Source organism: Microbulbifer regidiadema (SeqCode) (assembly GCF_052466995.1).
This window is the reverse complement of record NZ_CP174297.1, coordinates 1538632-1564221: the sequence shown is the minus strand read 5'-3', so window position 1 is coordinate 1564221 and position 25590 is coordinate 1538632. Positions and strand designations below refer to the sequence as shown.

Genomic DNA, 25590 nt, shown 5'->3' with positions numbered 1-25590 from the left:
GGCCAGTATCATCCTGATCTGGTTGTTTTTTGTTCGATTATAGGAAGAATGCAGCGGTGCAGCCAAAGACTGAATTGCACAAGATCAATATCACTTCTGTCAATGTAGTGAAGGATGAGCTGGTAGCGACCATCGATAATGCCGCCTCGCATTTAGATAAGTTTGCTGCGGACACTTCCCAAAAGCAGGCTCTGGAACAGAGTCTCACAGCCCTCAAGCAGGTCAGTGGCGTGTTGCAGATGGTGCAGCTCAGCGCCGCTGAGCTTCTTACCCAAGAGAAGATTACCGCGCTTAGCGAGTTGCTGGAGGGCGACCAAAAAGCCTCCGAAGAGTTGATGGAGGCGCTGGGCACGGGTTTCTACGTCATGGGGCGCTATCTGGACTTTGTGCAGAGCCGCGCGATTGCCCGCCCGGAATTACTTATCCCCTATATCAATAATTTACGCGCGGCCCGATCCCAGCCGCCGGTGCCGGAAAGCCACTTTTTCCACTGTGATTTGCAGGGCACTGTACCCGGCAGTGGCGCCTCCGCCGTGATGTCGGAAGACTTAAAAAGCTTTGTTCGCCGATTCCGTCATATGTACCAGGTTGGCTTGTTGGCACTGCTGCGCGGCAAACCTCGGGGCCCGGCTTATACGATGATGTCGCGGGCCCTGGAGAGAATTGCGAGTATCACTATGGGGCGCCCTAACGGGCGCCTGTGGGTGGTTGCAGGCGCCGCCCTTGCGGGTATGGCCGCGCGGGAAATGCGTATCAGTCGCTCCCGCGTAATGGTCTTCAGCATGTTTGACCGCTGGCTGCGGGCGTTGCAGAAAGAGTGCGATACCGCTCTGGATCAACCTGCGCCGCCGATTTTGCTGAAAGAGTGCCTCTATTGGTTGACCCTATCCAAGCCCGAGGGCTTTGGCGGCGAGTTGCTGGAGGCTTTCTCCGCAGAGCCTCTGGATTACAGTGAAGAGGAGTTGGAGCGGGAGCGCGCCACCCTCGGCGGTCCCGGTGCTACAGCCATTACCGCAGTAGCCAACGCCTTAGAAGAGGAGCTGTCCGGCGTGCGCCGGATGCTCGATGACGCCGAATTAATTGGTATCTCAAGCCTGGATGCCGAAGACGGCCTCGCGGCCTCTCTGCAAAGAGTCGCGGGCACATTGCAAATGCTTAACTTCAAGCGGGTAGGGGAGAGCCTGCGCAGCGCGGTCGCTGAATACCAGAGCGCCTCCGGCGCCGGGGGCTCCATTGCGGATAACGCACTGCAAAAGCTGACCGGTCAGGTGCTGATGGTGGATAGCACGGTGCGGGCGCTCAAACAGAGCACCTCGATCGACCTGGACGAATACGGCCACGCAGATATCGCTTTTGAGCACAGTCAGCTGGCTGAGGCGGAAGTGGCAGTCCTTAAAGAAGCTGAGGCCGGTTTGGCGTTGATTAAGCGCGCGCTGGCGGCTTATGCCGAGTCCGATTTTGATCACGGGCATATCCGCAACGTTTCCACTACTTTGAACTCGGTGCGCGGCGGCTTGATCGTTCTCAATCTGAGTCGGGCTGCGGGTGTTGTTGAGGGGCTGCTGAATTTTGTCGAGACGGTTATCGATCGCCATGACGCCGGCCCCGAAGTAGAGCAGTCCCTGGATATCTTTGCCGATGCCATTATCAGCCTTGAGTACTACTTGGGCGAGGTTAAATTGCACCGGCAGGCAGATGTTCAGTCGCTGAGTCTTGCGATCGAAAGCCTGGCAGCTCTGGGCTACCCCGTTGAGGCGGCATAATCAAGGAGGTCTTTTTGGCTGGTGGTAAGTTTGTCCCGGCGGGGAATGTGTGGGCAGCCCCGGAGTTTACACAGCATATCCTAATTGCCGATGAACTGATTCTGTGCCGAGGAGATCTTTTTGTCCATGATACCCAGGTGCTGGCAGCGGATGCCGTGCAGTCCAGTCACTATCTGGGGGAATTGGGTGGCCACGCCTGCGCAGTACATATCCTGTCCCGCCGGATAGAAATAGCCGGGTATGAATGGCGAAACTTGCGCAGCTTGCTCACTCTGGTTGAAGAGCCTCTGTTTGCACTGGCAGGGCGAGCACTACAGGTCTCCCACTGGGATAGCCAGCATCGGTTTTGCGGCCGCTGTGGCACGGCTACCAGTTATCACTCCAACGATCGCGCTCGCACCTGTCCTGCTTGCGATCTCACTGTTTATCCGAGAATCTCCCCCTGTGTCATCATGCTGGTAACTCGGGGGGAGGAGTGCCTGTTGGCCCGTCACGCTTCGCGCAGCAATGCGACCTACACGGCCCTGGCCGGCTTTATTGAGCCCGGAGAGAGTGCCGAGCAGGCGCTGGTACGCGAAGTGTATGAGGAGGTGGGACTGAAGGTGGGCGCATTGGAGTATGTCGGCAGTCAGCCCTGGCCCTTTCCCGGCCAGTTGATGATTGGATATTTGGCGGAGTGGCAGGGTGGGGGCCTGTGTTTAGACCCCAATGAAATAGAGGAGGCGCATTGGTTTCACTACAGCGCTCTGCCGCCGGTACCACCGCTACAAACCCTGTCTGGCCGCTTGATTCACACTTTTGCCGAAAAGGCAGCTGCGAAGCACCGCCAATGAGGGTGGGCCGAATAGAGCTGCGAAGTATCAGGGAGTATAAATCATAATGTATATAGCGATTACTTTTACCATTGCCATCCTGGCGCTGCTGTTTGTGTTTTGGGGGGCGCGCATTCTTCTGGGGGGGAACTGGCTCCTGGGGTTTGTACGCGGTTCTGTGGGGCTTTTTCTTTTTGCCACGGCCCTTTGGATTGTTCTGATTGCAGCGGATGTCTATAGCTATCGCAATCTGGCTGAAGAGCACAGTGTGGGGGTTGTGTCTTTTCGTAAAATTGCCGAGCAGCAATTTGAAGTAAAATTCGCCGATGCCGACGGCATCGCACAAAAATTTGAACTGTCTGGGGATCAGTGGCAACTGGACGCCCGCATGTTGAAGTGGCAGGGGGCGCTGGCCCGCTGGGGAATTCAGCCGGCTTACCGCTTGGATCGGCTGAGCGGCCGCTATCTTACCCTTCAGGATGAGCGCGCCCGTGAGCGCTCGGTTTATGAAATTAAAGGTGTTAATTACGGTGTTGATGTCTGGCAATTTGTACGCGGCATTGATCGGCAGCTGCCTTTTGTAGATGCAGTTTATGGCAGCGCGACTTTCCTCCCTATGGAAGACGGTGCTGTTTATGAAGTGCGGATCAGTCACACGGGTTTGCTGGCGCGCCCCCTCAATCAGCGTGCAACTTCCGCTCTGGAAGGTTGGCAGTAAATGACTGGAATTAAATAAAAAATAGTTAAAATGGCAAATGGAGTTTAAGTGGAATTTCTAATTGAATACGGCCTGTTTCTTGCCAAAATCGTGACGGTTGTCGTGGCTTTGATGGTGTTGATAGGTTTTATATTTGCAAATCGCGAACAGCTAAAAGAGCGTGTTCAGGGTCATATCACCGTGACACATTTGAACGACCGCTACGAGCAGTTTAAGGAAACGCTGCTTGAGGCTGTGATGGATAAACACGAGTTTACCCGGCGCAAAAAGCAGTTGGCGAAAGAGAAGAAAGCCGAGGAAAAAGCCCTGGCGAAGAAGCATAAGGCCGAGGCTAAAAAGCAGTCGGAAAAAAGTGATGCCGCCACCTCAAAGGATGCTGACACAGGAGAGGGTGAGCTTGTCTCCGGGCGCAAACGTATCTTTGTGATGCAGTTTAATGGGGATATTAAAGCGAGTGCACTTTCTCATCTGCGTGAAGAGGTGACGGCAATTCTGCAAGTGGCCGAGTCCGGTGATGAGGTTCTGCTCTGCCTGGAAAGCCCCGGGGGCATGGTGGCGAATTACGGCCTGGCCGCCAGTCAGTTAACCCGAATTCGCAGTGCGGGTATCCATTTGACCATTGCGGTCGATAAAGTGGCTGCCAGTGGTGGCTATATGATGGCCTGTGTTGCCGACCGCATTTTGGCGGCTCCCTTTGCGATGCTTGGCTCCATTGGTGTTTTGGCTCAGATGCCAAACTTTAATCGCCTGCTCAAGCGCAACGATATTGATTACGAGCTGTTTACTGCCGGTCAGTACAAGCGCACCGTAACCATGTTTGGTGAGAATACGGAAGAGGGCAAGCAGAAGTTCCAAGAGGATCTGGATGAAATCCACTTCCTGTTTCAGCATTTTGTTGGTGAATATCGTCCGAAACTGGATATCGATAAGGTGGCTACCGGTGAGGTTTGGTTTGGGCAAAAGGCCCTATCCCTGGGGCTGGTTGACGAACTGAAAACTTCAGACGAGTATTTGACCAACTGCGCAAAGGATAGCGATCTATATCAGATCGAGTTTAAAGAGCGGAAGAATATTGCTAAAAAAATAGGTTTAGCGGCGGAGGCTGGTGTGGAATCGGCAGTCACTCGTCTCTTTTCACGCTTGGCAGCGCTGCGTCACCAAGCTCAGTAAGAGTAACAGCCATATATTAATAGTGCTGCGGGATATACCCCATGGAAATAGATAGGGACGAAAATTTTCGGGCAATTCAGGTCGTTGAGGTGGCTTCGGGAAAGTTTGACCAGTCTGTGGTTGAGCGCTCTCTTTCAGAACTTCCCGACCACCCACTGCTGTTGGCGGTAAGTTATTCGTCCTTGAATTTTAAAGATTCGTTATCTGCATTTGGCAACCGCAGTATTACCGACTGTTACCCGCATACCCCGGGTATCGATGCGGTGGGCAAAGTGATATTGGACCGGAGTAATACTTTTACTCCAGGTACCGAATTGCTGGTCAACGGTTATGATCTGGGGATGAATACTGCCGGTGGGCTTGCAGAGCGTATTGCGGTACCGCCGCAGTGGGCGGTGCCGCTGCCGGATGGTTTGACTGCGTGGGAATCTATGGCGCTCGGTACCGCAGGTTTCACTGCCGCCCTCTGTGTTGAAAAGCTTTTGGAGTCGGGTGCATCCCCTAGAGATGGTGAAATTCTGGTTACCGGGTCAACGGGCGGGGTGGGTTCCATTGCAGTCGCCCTACTCGCTAAGCTCGGTTTTCGCGTCGCTGCGGTGACCGGTAAGCTGGAATCTGCCGATTACCTGGCGGGGCTGGGGGCCTGGAAAGTACTCGACCGGGATACCCTGGCGCCGTTTGCCAACAAGGCGATGGCCAAGCCGTTGTGGGCTTGGGCCATTGACACTGTAGGCGGAGAAACACTGTTTAATGTGATTAAATCCCTGCGCTATGGCGGCGGGGTTGCTGCCTGTGGTATGGCCTCGGGGGCTCAATTTCACGCCAATGTATTCCCCTTTATTCTGCGCGGTATCAGTTTACTGGGGGTGGACAGTGCTGTTTTGCCAATCGAAAGAAAGGCAGAGGTGTGGCAGAAGTTGGCGAGAGAATGGTATATCGGTGATAAGCTCAACAGTATTGCGGAAAATATTGCGCTTGACCAGGCTCCAGAATTTCTCGCCCGCTTAAATCGGGGGCATGGAATTGGCCGCTATGTTGTAGATATGTCCCTTTAATTTATATCTATCATTTTAGAATAATAATTTGATGGGTAATTCCGTAATATCCCTGTCGGTCCTGTAGGGTTATATCGCGGTTTTTACAAGGCTTGAGCACTCTGCAAATCTGCGCCTTGCTCGAGAGTCGAAGGTATTGCGGAATTACTCCGAGACCCTTTAGGGTCTTAACTACCCTATCAAATAACCCAAACATAGTGGCTCCTTAGCATCTATTTGTGCATGAGCATTTTTCTCAGTAGCCTTTAGGCGAACTCTATAGTTTGTGGGCTGGTTGTATTGGAAGAAAACGTTGTCGACAATTAAGAGCGAAACTACAAAATCAGGCCAGCGTAACGCTCTGGTACTTTCTGGGGGGGGAGCGCGTGCAGCTTATCAGGCGGGTGTATTAAAGGCGCTCGCTGAGCTGGTGCCCGAGGATAATCCCCGTCCTTTTCAGATCATTTGTGGCACCTCAGCCGGTGCTATGAACGCCATGCTTCTCGCCTCCCATACCGGTACTTTTAAAGAGGCGGTCGATAGAATGTGCTCGGTCTGGATGCAGCTCAGCGTTGAACAGGTTTATCTCACCAGTTGGCGCAGTTTGCTTGGAAACCTGTTTTCCATTAGTCGGTCGCTGTTTAATCGGGGGGTTGGCAGGCAGAAGCCCCTGGCACTGTTGGACAATAGTCCTCTGCGCAGTTTGGTAGAGCGTGAAATTAATTTTGAAAATATTCAAAAGAATATTCTCAATGGACACTTGCGTGCCACAAGTGTAAATGCACTTTCATATAGTGAAGGGCAGTCGGTCAGCTTTTTCCAGGGGGCGGAGGACGTTAAAGGTTGGCAGCGATTTCGTCGCTTTGGAGTGCCGACCCAGTTGACCTCAGATCATTTACTGGCATCTGCGGCAATTCCCGCTATTTTTCCCGCTGTACAGTTGAATGGGGCCTATTTTTGCGACGGCGCTATTCGTCTGATGGCGCCGATCAGCCCCGCTCTGCACCTCGGTGCCAAGCGTGTTTTTGTGGTGGGGGTGTCGGATAATCGCTCTCCGGCCCACTGGGGCAGCCGCAATAGTCACACCCAGGTGAGCTCTCCTTCAATGGCGCAAATAGCCGGGCAACTATTTAATGCGGCATTTATTGACAGTTTGGAAGCGGACCTGGAGCACTTGGACCGGGTCAATATGCTGCTGGATTATATCGACCCATCGGATCACGCAGACTTAAAGCTTTTGCGCTCGGTAGAGTCGGTTGTTATTGAGCCCTCTCAAAGTTTGGGGCGTCTCAGTGGCAGAAGACTTCGCCATCTCCCCCCTGCGCTGCGCTGGTTGTTCCGCTCCACCGGCGCCACCAATCCTGGTGGGGGTGTTTCTGCTGCCAGCTACCTTCTGTTTGAAAAGCCTTATATCGAAGAGCTTATTGAGCTTGGCTATCAGGATGCCATGTGGGAGAGGGATAAGCTGCGCAGCTTTCTGCGGCCGGAACCGGAAAGTAAAGTTGAGCGCAAGGGTTTATTTGGGATTCGCGCCCGATCACAAGAGGAGGCCCCCAAGGGGAGTGTAGAGTAGTGAACTTGTCCTCTGGTAGCACTGGTTAAATGGCTGCTAATTTATGGAGCTTTTTTTATATTGCTGCTGGATTAGAGGGGGAGAATACACAGTACTTAAGGCTCGCCGTTAACAGGTCCCTGTCAGCTCGCCTGGTAGAATCTCGATCGCAGCGTTTTCTTTCCAGTAGCTTTTGTTAAATTGCGCAGCTGTGGGTTGGGCGCTGTCGCCTCCGCTGAGTGGCAGCTCCACAGTCAAAATACCCATTTAAATCGCTGAATTAATTGTAAGAAGCTTCCCTGGATCGCACTTTGTATTTTTAATCGAGAGCCGCTTACCGGGTGCTCCAGCTCTAGTTCTGATGCGTGCAATAATAGGCGAGGGCACTCCAGTTCATTGGCAAAAAAACGGTTGTGGGTTGATTTTCCATATTTAGGGCAGCCAATCAGGGGGTGGTGGATATGCTTGAAATGCCTTCTTATTTGATGGCGCCGTCCAGTTTTTAGTTGAATCTCCACCAGGGAGTAGCGGCTTGAGGGGTAGCGATCCACTTCGTAGGGCAATTCAATGGTTTCTAATCGCCGGTAGAGCGTAATAGCCTGCTGGCGTGGCAGGTCTGCTTTGGGACGCTTCCTTTGGTGTTTAAAATCGGCAACAGGTGGCAGCGCATGGTCAATAACGCCCTCTTCGGGGCTATATCCTCTACAGACAGCAATATATTTTTTTGCAGAAAGATCGCTCTCTAACTGCTGTTGTAGCCGTGCGGCAATATCGCTACTTTTGGCAAAAATAATCACTCCCGAGGTGGGTTTATCCAGTCGATGTACGGGATAGAGGAAGCTGCCACAGAGGTTTCTCAAGTACTGTAAGAGCACTCGCTGTTCATGGCGGTCTATTTCAGACCTGTGAACAAGCCACCCCTCAGGTTTATAAGCGGCAAGAAGATAGTCGTCCTCAAAGAGAATGGTTGGTACTTGAGTGGTCATTTTTTGCGCTGGCGGCTGGATTGTTACTGCGGTAGCGCAATTTTATGGTATAGCGGAGTTCCAGGCTATGCTGAGGAGGGGAAATTGGTTGGTGGTGTCAGGATAAATTTTTAGCGATAAATAAAAAAACAGGCTTGACATGGTACCAAATGAGAATAAACTGCACGTAAATTCCATTGCCGATCCCATTTTGGGGTTGGCGTTCTAACTGGTAGTATTTTTTCAGTGGGTCGCACCACTAAGGAGCCGTGAAATGCGAAATGTAGATATCAAGAGTTTATTTGTTTAATTGCTTTTCACGCGCTTGAGCTTGGAGAGTGATTTTGCTTTCCAAGCCAGACCTTCTAAAAGCCCTGGCAGATGCCGGGGCTTTTTTGTTTTAGCTTGGATTGCCCTTTCAATTAAGTGGATTAATCCAGGGATAAAATATGCCTGTAAAAACAGTGCTAAATCGAAATGCACCGCCCGGCACGGTGCCGGTAAAGATCTATACCGATGATGTCGAGCCGAGGGCGATGCAACAATTAAAAAATATTGCCCAGCTGCCTATTGTACATTCCCATGTTGCGGCTATGCCGGATGTGCATTTGGGGGTGGGGGCAACGGTAGGATCGGTAATCCCGACAGTAAGCGCGATAATTCCAGCTGCTGTCGGGGTGGATATTGGTTGTGGAATGAATGCGGTACGTACTTCGCTGCGGGCCCATCAGCTGCCAGACAATCTTAAAGCATTGCGGGACGCCATTGAGGTGAAAGTGCCGGTTGGTCAGGGACGACATAAACTGATCAGCGCCAGGGAATCTGCCTGCAAACATTTAGCTCCCGGTGTGGATAGATTGTTTTCCAAGCATCCAGGACTTCTGAAAAAACTGCATCAGCCACAAAAAACCTGGGTAACCCAGATGGGTACTCTGGGAAGCGGCAACCACTTTATCGAAATTTGTCTCGATGAGAGCGGTGCTGTATGGGTGATGCTGCACTCGGGCAGTCGAGGGATTGGCAATGCTATTGGCCGGCACTTTATTCAGTTGGCCCGGCGGGATATGACGGGTCATATGCACAACCTTCCAGATAAGGATCTGGCCTATTTTTCCGAGGGTTGCCAGAATTTTGATGACTATATCGAGGCGGTTAACTGGGCGCAGGAATATGCGCGCTGGAATCGCCAGGAGATGATGAAGCTTGTGCTTGGGTGTCTGAAGGCAAGTTTGCCAAAGTTCACTTTGACCACCGAGGCGATCAACTGTCATCACAACTACGTTGTTCGCGAGCGTCACTTTGATAAAGATGTGTTCGTAACTCGCAAAGGGGCAATTAGTGCTCAGAAAGATCAGCTGGGAATTATTCCCGGCTCTATGGGGGCCAAGTCTTTTATTGTGCGGGGGCTCGGCAATACAGAATCATTTTGCTCCTGCTCCCACGGGGCCGGGCGCAAAATGAGCCGCTCGGCCGCTCGCCAGCGATTTTCCAGAAAGGACTTGGAAGATCAGACCCGAGGCGTGCAGTGCCGCAAGGATAACGGTGTTCTAGATGAGATCCCGGCGGCTTATAAGGATATTGATCAGGTGATGGAAAACCAGTCTGACCTGGTGGAAGTGGTGCACACTCTGCGTCAGGTAATTTGTATCAAGGGTTAGTGAGGCTGTATTAATGTGGCTATTAAGTAAAAAATTCCCGGAGAGTGTAATTAATGGTTGAGAGTAAAAAGGTAAAATATATATGAAAAAGAAAGACAAGATACGTAGTTACGTCGCGCGAAATCCGCTTATGCGCAAGGGTGGCCCCCATGTAAAAGCGAAATCTTCGCGTCGCTTCGCAAGTAAGCAAAAACTTCGTAAAGAGGTGCGGGAGTTGAGGGACTCCCGCCCCCAGGCTTTTGCCGCTGTCCTTTCTTTGTGGTTATCTTTCCGATAGGCAACAATTTTCCTCTAGCCTATTTCCCCTTGGGCCAGTCGGGTAGGGCCTCTAAATATACCCAGCGTTTTTTGTGCAGTTTAAACAGTGAGATTTCGTGGATCAGGTGTTCTTGGTCGTTTTCGGTATACCAGGCCTTAAACTCCACGATCGATTTCTTCAGTCCCGCCTTACTTTTGATCACTTCCAGTCGTGTCCACTGAGTTTCAATATCCTCGGCTTGTAGTTCCGGGCAGGTGTCGGGATGCCAGGTTTTGATTAAATGGCGAAAATTTCCCGTTGCAAAGGCGGTATAGCGGCTGCGCATAACCGCTTCGGCGGTATTGGGGTAAGCCTTTCCCGATAGATAGAGCCCGCAGCATCCCTCAAGGGCTTTGCCCGATCCGCAGGGGCAGTACCGATCCGTCATAGATTGTCTCTCCAGTGTGAGCTTAAGCGCTCGCAGCACTTTTTAACCAGGTTTTGTGGCGGGAGATCGTAGCATAGCTTGACCTTTCCAACGTTGCCGCTAAGATGCCGACCAACCGGTTGGTTTTGCTTGGTAATGCCCAGGAGGTCATGTGTCTAGAGTCGACAAAGCTGCCATTGTGCGAGCAGCGGAAGAAGTAGTGCGGGAGCGCGGGGCGCGTAAGTTGACCCTGGATGCGGTGGCTGCACAGTGTGGGCTGAGTAAAGGTGGCTTAATTCATCACTTTAGAACCAAGCAGTCACTCTTGCAGGCGATGCTGGAGGCGGCGATTGCCCGTGAGGATAGCAGTGTTTCGACTTTTGTGTCCTCCGGGGACAGCCTTTTGGTATCCCGCTTAAAGAGCATTTTTGAGTTGATGGATGACGACGAGGGACTGCCCCGCTCACTGATTGCCGCCGTAGCTGAAGACCCCATGTTGTTGGGACCGGTAAAAGATAAAGAAGAGCAGCGACGACGTGACATCTGCGATGCGTATCGTGACCCGGAGATGGCGGAATTGCTGATCTTGGCGGCTCAGGGGATGTTTCTGGGGCGAGTACTCGGTGTGGTTGAACCTGAAGACCCAATTATTGAACGTTTACGGGGGCGCCTGCTGGCACTCTCTGCCGATCTGAACTGAAGGTCGGGCCCAGTTAATACAGTTTGTGGATGATGAATATGAATATATCGCCAAGATCGCGTTTCTCACTGGCTATTTTGATGGCTGCCGTTGCAGTTCTTGCAGGGTGTTCTGAGCCGAAAACAGAGCAGGCCCAGGCCGAGCGCCTGTGGCCGGTAAAAGTGGCTACTGTTGCCAGTAATGACGAGGTTAAAGATCGACAGTTTGCCGGCCGTGTCAGGGCAGTACAGAGTGTCGACCTGTCTTTCCAGGTGGGGGGTAAACTGGACAAACTCAGCATTCGTGAGGGGGAAATTATTCCAAAGGGTACCCTGATTGCGGAACTGGATCAGCGGGATTACCAGCGCAGGGTAAAAGAAGCCCGTCTAAACGTGGAGTTGCTGGAAAAAACTTTAAATCGACAGCGCTCTCTCGCAGGCTCAAAAGTTATCTCGCAGCAGCAGCTGGATGAAACGAAGAGTAATTTTGACCTGGCTAAAGTGACTCTGGAGCGCGCTGAGCAGGATTTGGCCTACACCCAGTTGAGGGTTCCGTTCGACGCCCTGGCGACTCGCCAGCTGGTTGAGAATTACACCAATATCCAGCCAGGCCAAGCCATTGTCCGCTTGCAGAATATTTCCGAAGTTCGAATTCAAATTTCCGTACCTGAAAAAATGTTGGCCACGGTAAATGAGGAGCAGGTCAACTCGATGACTGCCGAATTTGAATTTTTGCCGGGCAAAGAGTTTCCGCTCACCTATCGTGAGCACCAGGCTGAGGCCGACAGTGTGACCCAAACTTACGTTGTCGAGTTTGGGATGCCCCGTCCCGAGAATGTACAAATCCTTCCAGGAATGACCGCTCGCGTTAATGTAAAACTGAACAAAACGAGCGCTGACCTGTGGATTCCCCTCTCGGCAATACAGACTGGCCCTGAGGGCAACCCCTATGTTTGGCAGATTAACGCAGATCAGTCTGTGTCTAAGGCTCCAGTGGCTCTCGGGCGTACCGATGGAGAGTCTGTACAAATTAAAGATGGCATTAGCCCCGCTATGAAGTTGGTCGCTACCGGTGGCCAGCACCTTTATGACGGTGCAAAAGTTCGCAATTACGCACAGCACTAATTAGTGTGTCAGCTCTGGCCCTGTTAACAGTAGGGAAAATGTTGTGAAAATTTCTGACGTATTTATAGAAAAGCCAGTGTATAGCTGGCTATTGATGCTAATTTGCCTGATCGGTGGTCTCTGGGGGCTTTCAGATATTGGTCGCCTGGAAGATCCAGCGTTTACGATCAAGGAAGCCCGTGTTTACACCTTCTATCCAGGGGCCAGTGCCCAGCGTGTAGAGGAGGAAGTCACCGAAAAACTTGAGGTGGCAATCCAGCAGATGGGGCAGCTCGATAAGGTCACTTCCACTTCAAGCCCGGGAATGTCCGAGATTCGTGTGGAAATCAAGGACCAGTATGCCTCGCAGGAACTCGCCCAGGTTTGGGATGAGCTGCGGCGCAAGGTCAATGATGCGCAAAGCGGCCTGCCCAGCGGAGCTTTGCCCTCTATTGTGAATGACGACTTCGGTGAGGTTTACGGCATTTATTATGCGATTACCGGCGAGGGGTTCTCGCTGAGCGAAATGCGTGAGATAACCAAAGCCATTCGCCGGGAACTGTTGGGAGTCGAGGGCGTTGCCAAGGTGTCCCGCTCGGGCATTATCGATGAAGTGGCCTACCTGGATATCGACGAATCGCGTCTGGCTCAGTTTGGTTTCTCTCTGGATGATTTAGCGCAGGTATTGCAATTAGAAAGCTCGACCCAGAAAGTCGGTGAAATTGGTGACCGGGACTTGCGCACCCGCATACTGGTCGATAATCCGGCGAGCGACCTGGAATCGATTCGCAATATTCTCGTCGGTGTGCCCGGTTCTACCGCAATGTTGGCAGTGCGGGATATCGCGGATATTTCTCTCGGCTACGATGATAGCCCCAGTTTTATCGCCCGCTTTGACGGTAAGCAGGCCATCCTGCTCGGTGTGGCCGGTGCGGAAAATACCAATATCGTGAATGTCGGCAAGGCGGTAGAGGCCAGGTTTGAACAGATTAAGCAGGCTCTGCCCCTGGGTGTAGAGATTCACCCTGTCTATGAGCAGCACCAGGTGGTAGAGGAGAGCGTCGACGGCTTCCTGTTTAACCTGGTCTCCTCCGTCGTGATCGTAACCCTTGTACTGTGTGTATTTATGGGCTGGCGCTCCGGTGTTGTGGTTGGCACAGTCCTCGGCCTGACCGTGTTGGGTACCGTGTTAATCATGAACCTGTTCGGGTTGAATTTGCAGCGGATCTCTCTCGGTGCCCTGATTATTGCCATGGGTATGTTGGTGGATAATGCCATCGTGGTGGCGGAAGGCATGTTGATGGGGGTTCAGCGAAAAGAAGAGCCCCAGAGCGCTGCCAGGCGTGTAGTGCGCCAGACCTTTTGGCCACTACTGGGTGCGACGATTATCGGTATTATGGCGTTCTCCGGTATCGGTTTGTCCGATGATGCTACCGGTGAGTTCCTTTTCTCCCTGTTTGCGGTTATCGGTATCTCCCTGCTGCTCAGCTGGATCTTGGCGATTACCATTACCCCTTATCTGGGTTACCACCTGTTTAAGCCGGGCAAACAGGCTGACTCGGAAGATCCCTACAATGGCCGCTTCTACAATATGTATTCTGCGGCTCTATCCGGAGCATTAAAGCGTCGGGGCCTGACAATTGCGGTGCTTGTGGTGGTGACCCTGGCTAGCTACTTTGCTTTTGGCTTTGTAAAGCAGGGCTTCTTCCCCAATTCAAATGCCCCGCTTTTTTACGTGAACTACTACATGCCTCAGGGCAGTGATATTAACCGTACCGATAAGGCACTCCAGGAAGCGACGGCCTTCTTTAAGGAGCGCGATGAAGTCGTCTCTGTAACGGCGGTGGCTGGTCGCGGTGCCGATCGCTTTATGCTGACCTATGCGCCCGAGCCGCCCAATGCTTCCTACGGCCAGTTGATAGTGCGCGCCGAAAATCGGGAGCAGATTCCCCAGCTGATTGAGGATGCCAGGGCGCAATTGCGAGTAGCGCAGCCGGAAGCGCTGATTACATTCAAGCGCCTGGTATTTGGTCCCGGCGGAGGAGCGGACGTTGAAGTGCGCATCTCCGGTCAGGATTACCAGACACTGCGTGCCTTGGCGGTCAGTGTGGAGCAGCAGTTCCGCGAGAAGGGGCTGGAGGATATCCGTCACAATTGGCGCAGCCGTGAACCCACTCTCCATGCACACTTAGATGATGAGCGGGCGCGGGTAGCCGGGGTTACCAATGCCGATGTCAGTCGTATGATTCAGTTTGCCACGGCGGGTTACACCGTGGGCGACTTTGAAAGCGGTGACCGTATTATCCCCATCGTTGCCCGTATGCCGGAGGGAGACCGCAATCAAGTGGGTTCTCTGGAGGATCGCTTGGTATGGAGCCCCAATGAGCAGGGCTATATTCCGGCGGGACAGCTGATTACCGAGTTTGAATTGACCGCAGATGAGGGGCTGATTCAGAGGCGCAACAGGGTGCCAACCATTACCATCAGTGCAGATGCGCCTGAGGGAGTGACGGCGATGGCAGCCTTTGGCCGCATACGTCCCTGGGTTGAGGAAATGAAGTTACCCCCGGGCTTTAAGGTTGAGTTTGGCGGTGAGTATGAAAGCTCTTCCGATGCGCAGAAGTCACTGGGTAAAGGCCTGCCCCTGGGCTTCCTGATTATGATCCTGGTATCCATATTGCTGTTTGGCACTGTGCGGGAGCCGGTGATTATCTGGCTGGTTGTGCCTATGTGCCTGGTGGGTGTGGTTGTTGGACTATTGGCGACGGGGCTGCCATTTGGATTTATGTCACTTCTCGGGGTGCTCAGCTTATCTGGGATGTTGATTAAAAACGCCGTGGTACTGGTGGATGAAATTGAGGTGCAGACCCATGCAGGCCTACCCAGATTGACGGCAATCCAGCAGGCGAGCGTCAGTCGTTTGCGCCCGGTGTTCCTCGCTGCTGTCACTACCATTTTGGGAATGTCACCGCTTCTGTTCGATGCTTTCTTTGCCGATATGGCGGTGACAATTATGGGAGGACTCGGATTTGCTACGGTATTGACGCTGATTGCAATTCCCGTGTTCTATGCCGTATTCCACAAGGTTAAACCCAGTGAAGTTATCGGTGATGAAGCCAAAGCGAAGCGCAGAGAAACGGCTATTAGCGAACCGGTATCGGCTTAAAATACTTTGCCTTGACTTAGGCTAACTCTAAAGGCCCCGCAGCAAGTGATAGCGAACTTGTTGCGGGGCTTTTTTGTATCAGAAATTCTCTGAATAATTCTGTGATGCCTCAGTTTTTCTCGGTAGGCAGCTTTCCTTTTTGCAATGTGAATATTTTTATTTAAAAAAGAAAATTTATTGAGTTAGATTATTCACTGCTTGTAATAAAACCTTATTCAGTCTGTCATTAAGCATTACTACTCTATGCCGCCTTTATAACCAGAACTACCTTTGGGTGGGGAATAAGCGCATTGGAGTGGCAATGAAAAATTATCTGTTTTTCAAAAGAGCAGTGCTGGCTGTCGCTATGCCGACAATTTTGGCAGGTTGTGGTGGCGATAATGGTAACAGTGGTCCGCTGGTGGAAATTCCAGTCCCGGAAGTGCCCGAGGAGGTCAGTTTATTTGAGTCTGTGGCCGGCGTCGAGGCCGCTGCGCATATAGGTCCTTCGACTATGCAGCAACCCCACGTTGTCGCCACGGCTGCAAACGTCAAGGTGATCAACCTGCTCAGCAATGGCTACCTCCCCACTGACTACACCCGTGAAGAGGTTCCCCAATCGGACCTGCTACCTATATTTGAAGAGCACCCCAGTCTCGATGCCGCAGATACCGACGGTCTCTATGTGTTATCTGGAGAGCCAGATGGTCTGGGTTACCTGGATAATGATGACGGTACATTTACGCTATTTATGAACCAGGAGCACTACAACTTTGTTGGGGGTGACGGGGTTGTGCTGGAAAACTCAAATCGCAGCCTCCGATCAACGGGCACTTTTGTTTCAAAATGGGTAATCAATAAAACTACCGGTGAAATCGAAGGTGGTGAAGACCTGATTAAAGGTGTTTACGCCTGGCGGCGCACCTTGTATGACACGGATGGTGAGGTGGTCAAATCACCGGGCTATACCTACGTAACACAGATGAAACCCTATTTCGATGCGGATGGAGACCTTGTGAATACAGGGGCATTTGAGCGCTTCTGCTCCGCGACTCTACCCGCTGCAACAGCGTTTTATAATGCCGCAAGTGGCAAGGGTACCCAGGTGCGGATGTTCTTGACTGGCGAAGAGAGTGATGGTGGTGAGAGTCTCAAAACTTATTACGACGGCCTGGTTGAGAAGCGGGGTTACGAAGGGCTTCGGTTCGATGCCTTTGGCAGTATCAGTGGTGAAGCAAAAGCCAAGAGTGAGATCGAATCTGTCTATGAGTACGATAAATCCGAAATTTATATCGGTCGCGGTATAGCCGTCTTAACCACGGGTGATAATGCTGGCGATGCTTATGAATTGCCACTGCTGGGTAAGTCTCGCTTTGAAAATATCGTACCTAACTATAAAGCACAGGATAAGACGGTACTGCTATCTATCGATGATGAACGCCCGCGCAGTGGTGAGGATGACGCTTATCGCAATGGGGGCTTCCTCACGGTTTATATTGGCGAAAAAACTAATGAGGGTAGTGAAGTTGATAAAGCGGGCTTGACCAATGGTGAGCTGTACGCAGTGAGAGTTCTGGATAGCGACGGTGCGCCGGTCATTGATTTTAGTGATAGCGATAATCGGGCGCTCTTCGACCACGGCGAGTTGGTATTTGAGCTGGTGCAACTCTCCAGCCAGGATACTGACGGCGATGGAAAGCCTGAAGATATTCGCGATATGAGCCAGGAGGCCTTCCGTAATCACACCACTGGCATGGCAGTTTCTCAGTGGCGCTCTCCCGAAGATGGTGACTGGGACCCCTTAGACCCCAATGCTTTTTACTTCGGGGCCAAATACGGTATCTATCAACTCGAGTTTGCGGATATCGCCAAGCCGGCGGATGGGGGATTGATCAAGCGGGTGGTGAGTAGTAAATCCGATGGTGATATCACTGATAATTATGAAAATTTCGACAACATGGCAGCGGTTGCCGGTGTCGATAATAAAACCCGCTTGGTGTTGCAGCTGGATAAATCCAATTACTACTCGCCAATTTACGTATTAGACCCTGAAACCGGGGAGATGATTCGTGTCGCTGAATTCAACCGGGAAATTATCGGCGATAGTCAAGATGAACTCGACCTGAAGATCGAGCAGCAGTTGGCCAGCGGGGAGTTGGATGCTGAGCCTACAGATGGGGAGTATCGGACGCTGCTGGAAGAGCATGTGGCCAATAAGCCCTACCGGCAGTACTACTCGCAATCTTCCAAGGTTCGCAGTGGCCTGGATGATACTGGAATAGAGGCTGCGCTCTCTACCGATGCTGAAGCTTCGGGTGTTATTTATGTGGGTGATATTCTGGGTGATGGCTGGTTTTTGAGTTCAACCCAGTTTCACTATGACTTTGAAGGGCGTGTGGATAGCTATCTGAACTCTTTTAACGTGCGCGACCAAAAGGGTGGCCCCTCCACACAATTGATACAGGAAATGATGGCTGGAGGGCAGTTGCATGCAATTTATATCCCTCAGGCGGTGGGGCTGGACAAGTAACAAAATATTTTCTTAAGCGGGAAACTTGTACCCTGCCGGGCGCTCATCTGGCAGGGTATTTTTATCTCAAATTTTACCATTTCCCCGATCTGCGCTTCTCTTTGTCTCTCTTTCTGTAGCCTTATTTTTGTTGGGGGTGTTTTTTTATCACTGTGGACCACTTTCTGTTGATTTGAACCCGCGCATACAATTGGCGCGTAATTTCTTGTAATCTACTGCTCAGAATTTGATGGGTAGTTGATGTATGAGTATTCGGTCAGTCTCTAGATTGTTCTCTTTTGTTTTTGTGTTTTTCTTCAGTTGTTCCGCTCTTGCGGTGCCTTATGATCGGGAGGAGTGGTTGCCCAAGTGGTCTGATTCCGATCGGGATTGCCAGGACACGCGCCATGAATTGCTGATTCGCTATTCATTATCCCCGGTAACTTATACTCGCTCCAACCGCTGCAAGGTGGATTCGGGCTTGTGGTTGGATCCTTATACCGGCGGCTTCTTTGTAAAGGCATCGGACCTGGATGTGGAGCATATTGTGCCGCTAAAGTGGGCTCACGATCACGGCGGGGCTAATTGGACTCGCAAGCGAAAGCAGCGGTTTGCAGAGGATGTGGAAAACTTATGGTTGGTCGATGATGGCCGCAACCAGAGCAAAGGTCATAAGGGGCCGGACCAGTGGATGCCGCCCTATGCGCCGGTAAAGCAGGTTTATCTCAAGCGATTTATGGCCATTGTGAATAAATATGGCCTGCAACTGAGTGAGCACGAGCGCCGCAAGTATCAATTGCTAAAGGCTGGTAGCTGAGGGTAAGCGGCCTCTGGGGGTATAACAAGATTCCAGCTTCCGCTAGAATTTTGTTGTCCTCCAGCAAGCAGTTGGCCGCTATGCCATACCCCTCCAAGAAGTTAATCGAGTACTTTCGGCGCTGTTATCGGGCTGACAGTTACGACCTCTCCCTCAATAATATTCTGAGTCTCAAGGTCAGTCGGCGTCTATTTATAGATGAACGAGACTACTTGGGCAGTGATGAATTGCCGCGTATACCTGTCGCCGACACTGCGGGAGTAAAACTTCTGGAGCAGGTGGATACTTACCGCAAAGAGCGGCGCCTGATCTATGGCTGCTTGTTTATCTGTGGAAATTACGCCCAGCAGTCTGGGTTGACGGCAAGGCGCAAGCTCTGTGCGCCTCTGCTTTATTTCCCGGCCAAGTTATATCTTGACGAAGATTATTTCGCAGAGGTTAACTCGGTAAATATTCAGGTTAATCTCCCGGTTTTGCGCCAGCTTTTAAAGCCGGATATCGATTCCTCAATAACCGATAGTTTCCCAACACTTTCTTTACCGCTGTCCACGACACAGTTAGCCGGCATTGGTCGCTGGTTAGCCCGTTATACCGTGTTGGAAAATGTAGAGGAGCTGGGGCGTTGGCCCAATCTGAGCGAACAGGCCGTTGTTGAAAGCGCGGTGAAGAGTACCCAGCTGTCCCTGGTTTCCGCGAGTGCGCTAATTCTGGCGGATAGATCCAGGGGCTCCCGGGGAGTATTACACGAGCTACAGCTTTTAAATCGGGAGAAAAACTTACCCGCACCGCTACAGGCATTGTTGGGGGGTTGTTCCAGTGGAACCCAGCAGAAGGATTCTGAGCCCGATATGTTGCCGGGGCTGCTGAGTAGTGCTCAGGAGAGTGCATTGGAGAATGCAGCCCGCTTTCCATTAAGCCTTGTTTCTGGGCCGCCAGGTACGGGAAAGAGTTTTACGATCGCGGCTATGGTGATCGACCGAGTGCTGCACGGTGAAAGCGTTTTGGTGGTATCGAAAACCCCGCAAGCGCTGGATGTGGTGCGGGATAAATTACGCGATGAATACGGTCTTACCCAGGGCTATGTGCATCGGGGGGAGCGGGGCTTTATCCCCAGTTTAAAAGCTCACCTCGATAGTTTGTTGAAAGAGGGGGTGGGGCCCCTCGGGGAAAATCCCTCCCAGCTTAGGAAGGCGGTGAAGAGGGCCTATCGTGATTTGGGGGGCTTGGAAAGGCGCTTTGCCAAAGCGCTGCGGCTGGCGCGCTTTATTGGCGCGGGCCGGCTTGCCCAGTGGGTGGTGCGATATATCGGGAGGCTCTTTGCAAATCGCTTGAGCGTTAAAAGCCTGTGGGAGTCGCAAGGCGCGATTGATAGCCAGCGGCGCCACTTTGAGAGTCTCGCGAGTCAGTATCTGAATAGTTACCGTCGAGAGAAATTGCGTAGCCTTCTGGAAAAGAGCAGGGGCATCCTGAGCCAGTTTAACCAGGCCTTGCGATCGCGAACTTCCAAGGTTCAGGCCGAGCGCTTTGCCCGGACCGATATGGGGGTGGTTTTACAGGCGTTTCCCATATGGTTAGTGGAGGCCGATGAGCTCAGTGAAGTGCTGCCGCTATTGCCGGCAATGTTTGATCTGGTGATCTTTGATGAGGCCACTCAGTGCGATATTGCCAGTTCACTACCGGCTCTTTTTCGGGCTGAGAGGGCAGTGATTGTCGGTGATGGTAAGCAGTTACGACACGTCTCATTTCTCTCCCGCAAGCGGCAACTGGCTATCTGGCAGGGGGTGATGGGAGATACCGATTTGCCGACCAGGCTGGGTTATAGGGATCAATCACTGCTGGATTTGGTGTCCGATATGATTCCGACTCAGCGGGCCGTTGTGATGTTGGATGAGCATTTTCGCAGTCATCCAGAGCTGATTGCATTTAGTAATCATGCTTTTTACTCCGAGCGCCTGAAGATTATGCGGGCCAGGCCCAAACCATTGCCGCAATCGGCATTGGAGTTCCATCAACTACCCGGGCGCCGGGGCAAAAACGGTAGAAACCCTGTAGAGCGCGATTGGGTTATTGCGCAGTTGAAAGTGCATTTCGAGCGCTATGTCGGTGCTGCAATTCCGCCGTCAGTGGGTGTTTTGTCTCCCTATCGGGATCAGGCTGACTACCTGGAGGGGGAGTTGAGCAAGGTCTTTTCCGCGCAGCAGTTGCAGAGCTTCTCTGTGCGGGTTGCCACACCCTATGGCTTTCAAGGAGAGGAGCGGGATTTAATGCTTATTTCCATGGCCATTGATAGCCAGTCACTGCGTGCGGCCAGCTACCTCAACCGCGCAGATATGTTTAACGTTGCAATTACCCGCGCAAAAGAAAAGCAGTTGGTCGCCCTGTCGATTGAGCCTAAGGCTCTGCCTTCAAGCAACCTTTTGCGCCGATATGCTGAGTTCTCACATTTCGTTGCTGGCCACCAGGCAGGTGAAAAGGCGGTGTGTCACTTTGCCACTGAGGTCAGTCAGCTATTAACTCAACAGGAAATTCCTCACTGGGTGGGTTTTCCTGTGGCTGGGCAGGTTGTGGATGTGGTGTGTTTAGTGGGTGGACGCTGTATAGGTATTGACCTGATAGGCTACCCCGGCGATTACGAGTCATATTTCAGTGTGAAGATTTACAGGGCGCTGTACCGGGCGGGCGTCCCAGTTTTGCCTCTTCCTTATATCAGCTGGCTAAAAAATCGTCAGGATTGTACCGGGCAGTTGTTGGCCATCCTCCGGGGTGGGGAAGTAGCGCTGCCTGAGACTTTAAGTAGTTAGCAGTACTCGCAGATGAAAGTTGCGCCGCAACTGCTAATCTTCAAAGAGGTTTGAGTTAAGTCCCAGAGTAAATCCATGAAATCCTGGTTGCTGATTCTCTCTCTCGGTATGACGGTGATTACTGGAGTACAAATCTCTCTGGCCGATCCCCCGCAGGGGGTGCGGAGTCCCACGCTAAGTTTCTGTCAGGCGCGCTTCTATGAGGAGGAGGATGGGCGCCTCTACTGTAACTGGGCAGTCAATTTTAGGTACGCCTGTTTTGTCTGGTGGCCAACGAATAAGGTAATTCCCGCAGGAGCTAAGCTCTCAGAGCCCGAAGTTGTTGGCAAATGCGGGAATGGTGAGCCCGTAGTCAAATTGTATCACTACTAACTCACCGGTAATGGCGCAGCCCAGGTGGCGCTGTGCCCCCGTCCATTGGTGGATAGGCATCATTACTTCTGACGATTGAGTCAAAGTGTGATCGCGTGTACTGGAGTCTAGCGGAGTGGCGTGTTAGCTTTTCTCCTGCTCGGCATAGAGTCCTCGATCTTGCAGCTCACGGGCCTGCTTGAGGATTTCAAGCATGGCGCTGTCTTCCACCGACATGGCATCGATGATGGCCGCCAATAGATCTGCTGAAAACATGCACTTGCTGACTTTGCTGCGCAGGTTTTCCGGTGTCATTGAAATTCCTCTCTCGGCCAGTGCTTGGGCGAGATCCCCGTAGCGCATACCCTTTAAAGCCATTGATGCGCGCACATAGCGAGCAATTGCCTGCTTGTAGGGGGTTAATGCTTGCTGGTTGCTCAGGCTTTGCTTGTGGTCCATGGGCTCTACTCCGTCCTATTCACTATCACCAATGTGGTAAATATTATCTTTGTGTGTATTATTTGCAACATTAGTTTGTAATAAGTTATTGACCGCAGATTTTTTGGTGCTATATTTGTGACCAATATTCCACAGCGAGGGAGTTGAGATGACCTGGAACAATGAGAACCTGCGCCAGTTGGCGGACAACCACTCCGGTTGGGTGGTTGAGTCTGAGGGGGATTGCCTCAGCATTTCCAACGATGAAGGCGTCGATGCGTTTGTCTATGTTGGCGAGAAGCAGATAGTTGTAGAAAGCATACTGTTTCCCGTAAGCCAGGTAGATGATGTGGCAGCGCTCAATGAAATGGTTCTACAGACACATCAATTGGTGCCATTGACAGCCATTGCGATTAAGAATATTGGTGGTGAAAACTACTATGTTGCTTTCGGTGCTCTGTCAGTTTCCAGTAAGGACGAAGTTGTTATAGAGGAAGTTGAAACCCTGTTCTCCAATGTGGGTGACTTCCTGGATTTATTTGCCGATCACTTTGAAACGGAGGGTGTAGCATGAGCCTTAAAAGAATTTGGACTGCATTGAAAGGCGCAGTTAACGAGGGAACAGAAGCCGTAGCGGATAGCCAATCGATTCGTATTCTTGACCAAGAACTACGGGAGGCAAAGGCAGAATTGAAAGCTTGCGACGAAAACCTGACCAAAATCATGGCCAAGCGCAAATTGACTGAAGGTAAAGTTCAGGCGCTGCAAGCCGATGTTGAAACCTATAGCACTCACGCTATCAACGCGAGTGAAAAGGGCGATAACGAACTTGCACTTGAGTGCGCGGAGCGCGTTTCTGAGCTGGAAAGCCAGCTGGAGACTGAGCGCAGTATCCTGGATGGATTCCTGAGCTCCGAGCGCACCTTGAAAGGCAATATTAGCCAGGCGAAAACCAATGTGCGCCGCATGGAGCAGCAGATCGATCAGATCAAAGCGACTGAGTCGGTTCAAAAAGCACAGGTAGCGGTTTCCTCCCGCCATATGGGTGCGAACAGCAAAATCAAAACGGCACTGGACAGCCTGGACCGCATCAAAGACAAGCAGGAGCAGCGCGCTGCTGAGCTTGAAGCTGCGGAAGAGCTGGCCTCAGAAGAGACCGGCTCCAGCTTGGATGCCAAGCTGAAAGCGGCGGGTATCAAACCCGGTGGTCAGAAAAGTGGTAGTGATAAGCTGGCCCAACTGTTAGCGGGCCGCGAAAAGGCTTAACACAGTGCTGCTTTTTCGAGTGCGACGCCTTCTGGCGTCGCTTTTCATTCGGGTCAATGTAATCACAATTCTCATAGCCGTGGCCGGCTATGTCTTTATTTCCTATTGGCTGCTCAAAAGCGCCGGTGAAGCGGATATTGTCGCGGGCGAGAATTTCTTCTACTGGTTGGTCGTTACGGCATCGACGGTAGGCTATGGCGACTTCTCCCCGGCAAGTCACGAAGGCAAAGTCGTGGTTGCCGCCTGGGTGATCCCGGTGGGTCTCAGCTTATTTGCCATGGTTGTGACCAGGATTGGCTTTGCGATTTCAGAATTTGTGCATCGCGGCAGGAAGGGCTTGCGTATGACAAACCATATTAATCACACTGTAATTATCGGCTGGAATGGTACCAGAACACTTCGCTTGATTGAGTTGTTGCTCTCCAAGACGAACGGCAGTGCGACAGAGATTGTCCTCTGTGTCGAAGCCGATATCGAAAATCCGATGCCGGGTAAAATTGACTTTGTGCGGGTGGAGTCCTTTTCTCACAGGGAGAGTATGCAGCGGGCAGGGCTGGCCGATGCGGCTCGTATTATCATTGATAACCCTCTGGACGATGTCACTCTTACGACGGCTTTATTCTGCGACAAACTCAGTCCACACAGCCATAAAACGGCTTATTTCCAAGATGAAAATGTGGGTGATTTGCTCCGTGCCCACTGCCCCAGTATTGAATGTATCCCATCAGTTGCCGTAGAAATGCTGGCAAAATCCTCACTTGATCCCGGTTCTGCCCGATTGCATCGGCAGTTGCTCGACAGCACTTACGGTATGACTCAGTACAGCATCGAATACCGAGGCACTAAGTCTCTGCCGGTGGGTGAGTTGTTTGACCATTTTAAGCGGGATCTTTCCGCCACCTTAATTGCGGTGCGCAGAAAGGGAATGGTTAAAATTGATGTAAATCCTGGGCTGGCCGACCACGTCGGCACCGGTGATATGCTGTATTATATTTCTGCCAAGCGGCTCGATGCAAAGAGCTGTTTCGATGTAAAAAGTAATTAAGAAGGTGTTGGTACATGTTTACCAAACTGATCAATAAAATAACGGGAAAGGACACTCCTAAAGTCAAGACGCCAGAAATTATGGGCTTGCGCATGGGAGCGAGCTTTGAGCTGGACCCTTTGGCCATTCGCCTGATACTCGATGAGTTGACTATTGAGTCCTGTTCTCCGACCCAGATTATTAAGGCGGCGGGCGTTGTCGAACTGGATGGCACTTGGATTTACCGCTTTTACACCGATGATGATGCCTGGCTGCAAGTGATTGCCGAGGGTGGACAGCGGGATGAGCACGTTGTCGATGTCAAGCTGTTCCACTTTTACGACACTTTGGATGTCGGCTCGGAACAAGCCTGGAATAAATTGCTAAAGAATGATATTGGCGCGCCCAGTTATCAACTTCAGGATCGCTCCTATAACCGTGTATGGACAGCAGCAGGGGACTACCACAACCCGGTGCATATGTCTGAAAAGACTTACGACGAAACGGGTGATTACTCCATAACTGATCAGTTCACCATGCTTTTCGAGCGCGAATTGTCTGATCAGCAAACCGAATCCCTTTTTCTCTCAGCCGAAGAGAAAGAAGAGGATGCAGGCTATTTAAGCCGCAGCCTGGTGATTAGCACCGGCATTACTCTGACCCCTTCACAACTGACGATACATGGATAATAAGGAGATTTTTAATGGACCAGCCTTATGATTTGCTGACTGGTATCTTGCATTTTGCGGCCTACTTTGGCCTGTCACTGGTACTTTTGATTGCGTTTAAATTTTTATACGCACTGGTGACACCTCACGATGAGTGGAAGTTGATCCGCGAAGAAAAAAATACTGCGGCGGCTATTGGTTTTGGTGGTGCAGTTTTGGGTTTTGCGATCGCCCTTGGAGGTGCAGCCAGTAACTCCATTTCTATTATTGATTTTGCTATCTGGGCACTGGTCGCATTGATTGCTCAGTTAATTGCCTTTGCCATTATCCGTTTCGGCTTTATGCCGCGCATTGTTGAGCGTATTGAGGACGGAGAGGTGAGTGCCGGTACTATGTTGGCCGCGACTACCATTGCTGTTGGTGTATTGAATGCGGCTTGCATGAGCTACTGA

General features: G+C 51.6%; 22 protein-coding genes. 19 read left to right on the top strand and 3 right to left on the bottom strand.

What is annotated here, in order from left to right:
- Positions 1–56: 56 nt before the first annotated feature.
- The 6 genes from ACJJIK_RS06615 (at position 57) to ACJJIK_RS06590 (ending at position 7070) form a co-directional block, all read left to right on the top strand.
- Entirely contained in the window at positions 57–1763 is a 1707-nt protein-coding gene (locus ACJJIK_RS06615) for a hypothetical protein (protein ID WP_444944549.1), read from the top strand.
- 14 nt (positions 1764–1777) lie between these two features.
- Entirely contained in the window at positions 1778–2596 is an 819-nt protein-coding gene (gene nudC, locus ACJJIK_RS06610) for an NAD(+) diphosphatase (RefSeq protein WP_444944548.1), read from the top strand.
- A gap of 46 nt (positions 2597–2642) precedes the next feature.
- Entirely contained in the window at positions 2643–3293 is a 651-nt protein-coding gene (locus ACJJIK_RS06605; protein ID WP_444930572.1) for a cation/multidrug efflux pump, read from the top strand.
- A gap of 48 nt (positions 3294–3341) precedes the next feature.
- Complete coding sequence (sohB, locus tag ACJJIK_RS06600) at positions 3342–4463, top strand: protease SohB (RefSeq protein WP_444944547.1); 1122 nt, start codon at positions 3342–3344, stop codon at positions 4461–4463.
- Between the two features lie 41 nt (positions 4464–4504).
- Positions 4505–5518: a YhdH/YhfP family quinone oxidoreductase gene (locus tag ACJJIK_RS06595; protein WP_444930574.1), complete on the top strand. Its 1014-nt coding sequence runs from the start codon at positions 4505–4507 to the stop codon at positions 5516–5518.
- Positions 5519–5810: 292 nt separating this feature from the next.
- Positions 5811–7070: a patatin-like phospholipase family protein gene (locus ACJJIK_RS06590; protein ID WP_444944546.1), complete on the top strand. Its 1260-nt coding sequence runs from the start codon at positions 5811–5813 to the stop codon at positions 7068–7070.
- A gap of 233 nt (positions 7071–7303) precedes the next feature.
- Here ACJJIK_RS06590 and ACJJIK_RS06585 read toward each other — a convergent pair whose 3' ends face one another.
- Positions 7304–8035 (bottom strand): pseudouridine synthase, encoded by a 732-nt coding sequence (locus ACJJIK_RS06585; protein WP_444944545.1) that lies wholly within the window; start codon positions 8033–8035, stop codon positions 7304–7306.
- A gap of 428 nt (positions 8036–8463) precedes the next feature.
- On the opposite strand from ACJJIK_RS06585, the gene ACJJIK_RS06580 reads away from it, so the two are divergent.
- The gene (locus tag ACJJIK_RS06580) at positions 8464–9672 is read left to right on the top strand and encodes an RtcB family protein (RefSeq protein ID WP_444930577.1); all 1209 of its coding nucleotides are present in this window, start codon (positions 8464–8466) and stop codon (positions 9670–9672) included.
- A 296-nt stretch (positions 9673–9968) separates the two neighbouring features.
- On the opposite strand, the gene ACJJIK_RS06575 is transcribed toward ACJJIK_RS06580, so the two are convergent.
- Complete coding sequence (locus ACJJIK_RS06575) at positions 9969–10358, bottom strand: YchJ family protein (protein WP_444944544.1); 390 nt, start codon at positions 10356–10358, stop codon at positions 9969–9971.
- Between the two features lie 151 nt (positions 10359–10509).
- Here ACJJIK_RS06575 and ACJJIK_RS06570 point away from each other — a divergent pair, with 151 nt between their 5' ends.
- The 7 genes from ACJJIK_RS06570 to ACJJIK_RS06540 all read left to right on the top strand — a co-directional run bounded on the left by ACJJIK_RS06570 (position 10510) and on the right by ACJJIK_RS06540 (position 21763).
- Positions 10510–11037, top strand: coding sequence for a TetR/AcrR family transcriptional regulator (locus ACJJIK_RS06570; protein WP_444930579.1), 528 nt, complete (start codon positions 10510–10512; stop codon positions 11035–11037).
- A gap of 38 nt (positions 11038–11075) precedes the next feature.
- A complete protein-coding gene (locus tag ACJJIK_RS06565) occupies positions 11076–12140 on the top strand; it encodes an efflux RND transporter periplasmic adaptor subunit (protein ID WP_444930580.1) in 1065 nt (354 codons plus the stop codon).
- A 43-nt stretch (positions 12141–12183) separates the two neighbouring features.
- A complete protein-coding gene (locus ACJJIK_RS06560; protein ID WP_444944543.1) occupies positions 12184–15285 on the top strand; it encodes an efflux RND transporter permease subunit in 3102 nt (1033 codons plus the stop codon).
- 301 nt (positions 15286–15586) lie between these two features.
- A complete protein-coding gene (locus ACJJIK_RS06555; protein ID WP_444944542.1) occupies positions 15587–17794 on the top strand; it encodes a hypothetical protein in 2208 nt (735 codons plus the stop codon).
- Between the two features lie 244 nt (positions 17795–18038).
- Positions 18039–18590, top strand: a complete 552-nt coding sequence (locus ACJJIK_RS06550; RefSeq protein WP_444930583.1) for a GmrSD restriction endonuclease domain-containing protein — start codon at positions 18039–18041, stop codon at positions 18588–18590.
- Between the two features lie 53 nt (positions 18591–18643).
- The gene (locus tag ACJJIK_RS06545; RefSeq protein WP_444944541.1) at positions 18644–21391 is read left to right on the top strand and encodes a DEAD/DEAH box helicase; all 2748 of its coding nucleotides are present in this window, start codon (positions 18644–18646) and stop codon (positions 21389–21391) included.
- Positions 21392–21466: 75 nt separating this feature from the next.
- Positions 21467–21763 carry a hypothetical protein gene (locus tag ACJJIK_RS06540; protein ID WP_444930585.1) on the top strand — a complete coding sequence of 99 codons (297 nt, stop codon included), beginning with the start codon at positions 21467–21469 and terminating at the stop codon, positions 21761–21763.
- A 123-nt stretch (positions 21764–21886) separates the two neighbouring features.
- On the opposite strand, the gene ACJJIK_RS06535 is transcribed toward ACJJIK_RS06540, so the two are convergent.
- The gene (locus ACJJIK_RS06535) at positions 21887–22201 is read right to left on the bottom strand and encodes a DUF6471 domain-containing protein (protein ID WP_108732688.1); all 315 of its coding nucleotides are present in this window, start codon (positions 22199–22201) and stop codon (positions 21887–21889) included.
- 148 nt (positions 22202–22349) lie between these two features.
- Here ACJJIK_RS06535 and ACJJIK_RS06530 point away from each other — a divergent pair, with 148 nt between their 5' ends.
- Genes ACJJIK_RS06530 through ACJJIK_RS06510 form a run of 5 tightly spaced genes read left to right on the top strand, consistent with a single transcriptional unit; the run spans position 22350 to position 25590 of the window.
- Positions 22350–22754, top strand: a complete 405-nt coding sequence (locus tag ACJJIK_RS06530; protein ID WP_444930586.1) for a DUF2170 family protein — start codon at positions 22350–22352, stop codon at positions 22752–22754.
- Entirely contained in the window at positions 22751–23446 is a 696-nt protein-coding gene (locus ACJJIK_RS06525; RefSeq protein ID WP_444930587.1) for a PspA/IM30 family protein, read from the top strand. The genes ACJJIK_RS06530 and ACJJIK_RS06525 overlap by 4 nt, the downstream gene beginning before the upstream one ends.
- Positions 23447–23450: 4 nt before the next feature.
- Entirely contained in the window at positions 23451–24491 is a 1041-nt protein-coding gene (locus ACJJIK_RS06520) for a potassium channel family protein (RefSeq protein WP_444930588.1), read from the top strand.
- A gap of 14 nt (positions 24492–24505) precedes the next feature.
- Positions 24506–25159, top strand: a complete 654-nt coding sequence (locus tag ACJJIK_RS06515; protein ID WP_444930589.1) for a YjfK family protein — start codon at positions 24506–24508, stop codon at positions 25157–25159.
- A 14-nt stretch (positions 25160–25173) separates the two neighbouring features.
- Positions 25174–25590, top strand: a complete 417-nt coding sequence (locus ACJJIK_RS06510; RefSeq protein WP_444930590.1) for a DUF350 domain-containing protein — start codon at positions 25174–25176, stop codon at positions 25588–25590.

Bases quoted from the DNA above. Each gene is read 5' to 3' on its own strand.
- ACJJIK_RS06515 (WP_444930589.1), top strand. From the start codon at position 24,506: ATGTTTACCAAACTGATCAATAAAATAACGGGAAAGGACACTCCTAAA.
- ACJJIK_RS06555 (WP_444944542.1), top strand. From the start codon at position 15,587: ATGAAAAATTATCTGTTTTTCAAAAGAGCAGTGCTGGCTGTCGCTATG.
- ACJJIK_RS06585 (WP_444944545.1), bottom strand. From the start codon at position 8,035: ATGACCACTCAAGTACCAACCATTCTCTTTGAGGACGACTATCTTCTT.
- ACJJIK_RS06550 (WP_444930583.1), top strand. From the start codon at position 18,039: ATGAGTATTCGGTCAGTCTCTAGATTGTTCTCTTTTGTTTTTGTGTTT.
- ACJJIK_RS06580 (WP_444930577.1), top strand. From the start codon at position 8,464: ATGCCTGTAAAAACAGTGCTAAATCGAAATGCACCGCCCGGCACGGTG.
- ACJJIK_RS06605 (WP_444930572.1), top strand. From the start codon at position 2,643: ATGTATATAGCGATTACTTTTACCATTGCCATCCTGGCGCTGCTGTTT.
- ACJJIK_RS06525 (WP_444930587.1), top strand. From the start codon at position 22,751: ATGAGCCTTAAAAGAATTTGGACTGCATTGAAAGGCGCAGTTAACGAG.
- ACJJIK_RS06540 (WP_444930585.1), top strand. From the start codon at position 21,467: ATGAAATCCTGGTTGCTGATTCTCTCTCTCGGTATGACGGTGATTACT.
- ACJJIK_RS06510 (WP_444930590.1), top strand. From the start codon at position 25,174: ATGGACCAGCCTTATGATTTGCTGACTGGTATCTTGCATTTTGCGGCC.
- ACJJIK_RS06565 (WP_444930580.1), top strand. From the start codon at position 11,076: ATGAATATATCGCCAAGATCGCGTTTCTCACTGGCTATTTTGATGGCT.
- ACJJIK_RS06535 (WP_108732688.1), bottom strand. From the start codon at position 22,201: ATGGACCACAAGCAAAGCCTGAGCAACCAGCAAGCATTAACCCCCTAC.
- ACJJIK_RS06595 (WP_444930574.1), top strand. From the start codon at position 4,505: ATGGAAATAGATAGGGACGAAAATTTTCGGGCAATTCAGGTCGTTGAG.
- ACJJIK_RS06575 (WP_444944544.1), bottom strand. From the start codon at position 10,358: ATGACGGATCGGTACTGCCCCTGCGGATCGGGCAAAGCCCTTGAGGGA.
- ACJJIK_RS06530 (WP_444930586.1), top strand. From the start codon at position 22,350: ATGACCTGGAACAATGAGAACCTGCGCCAGTTGGCGGACAACCACTCC.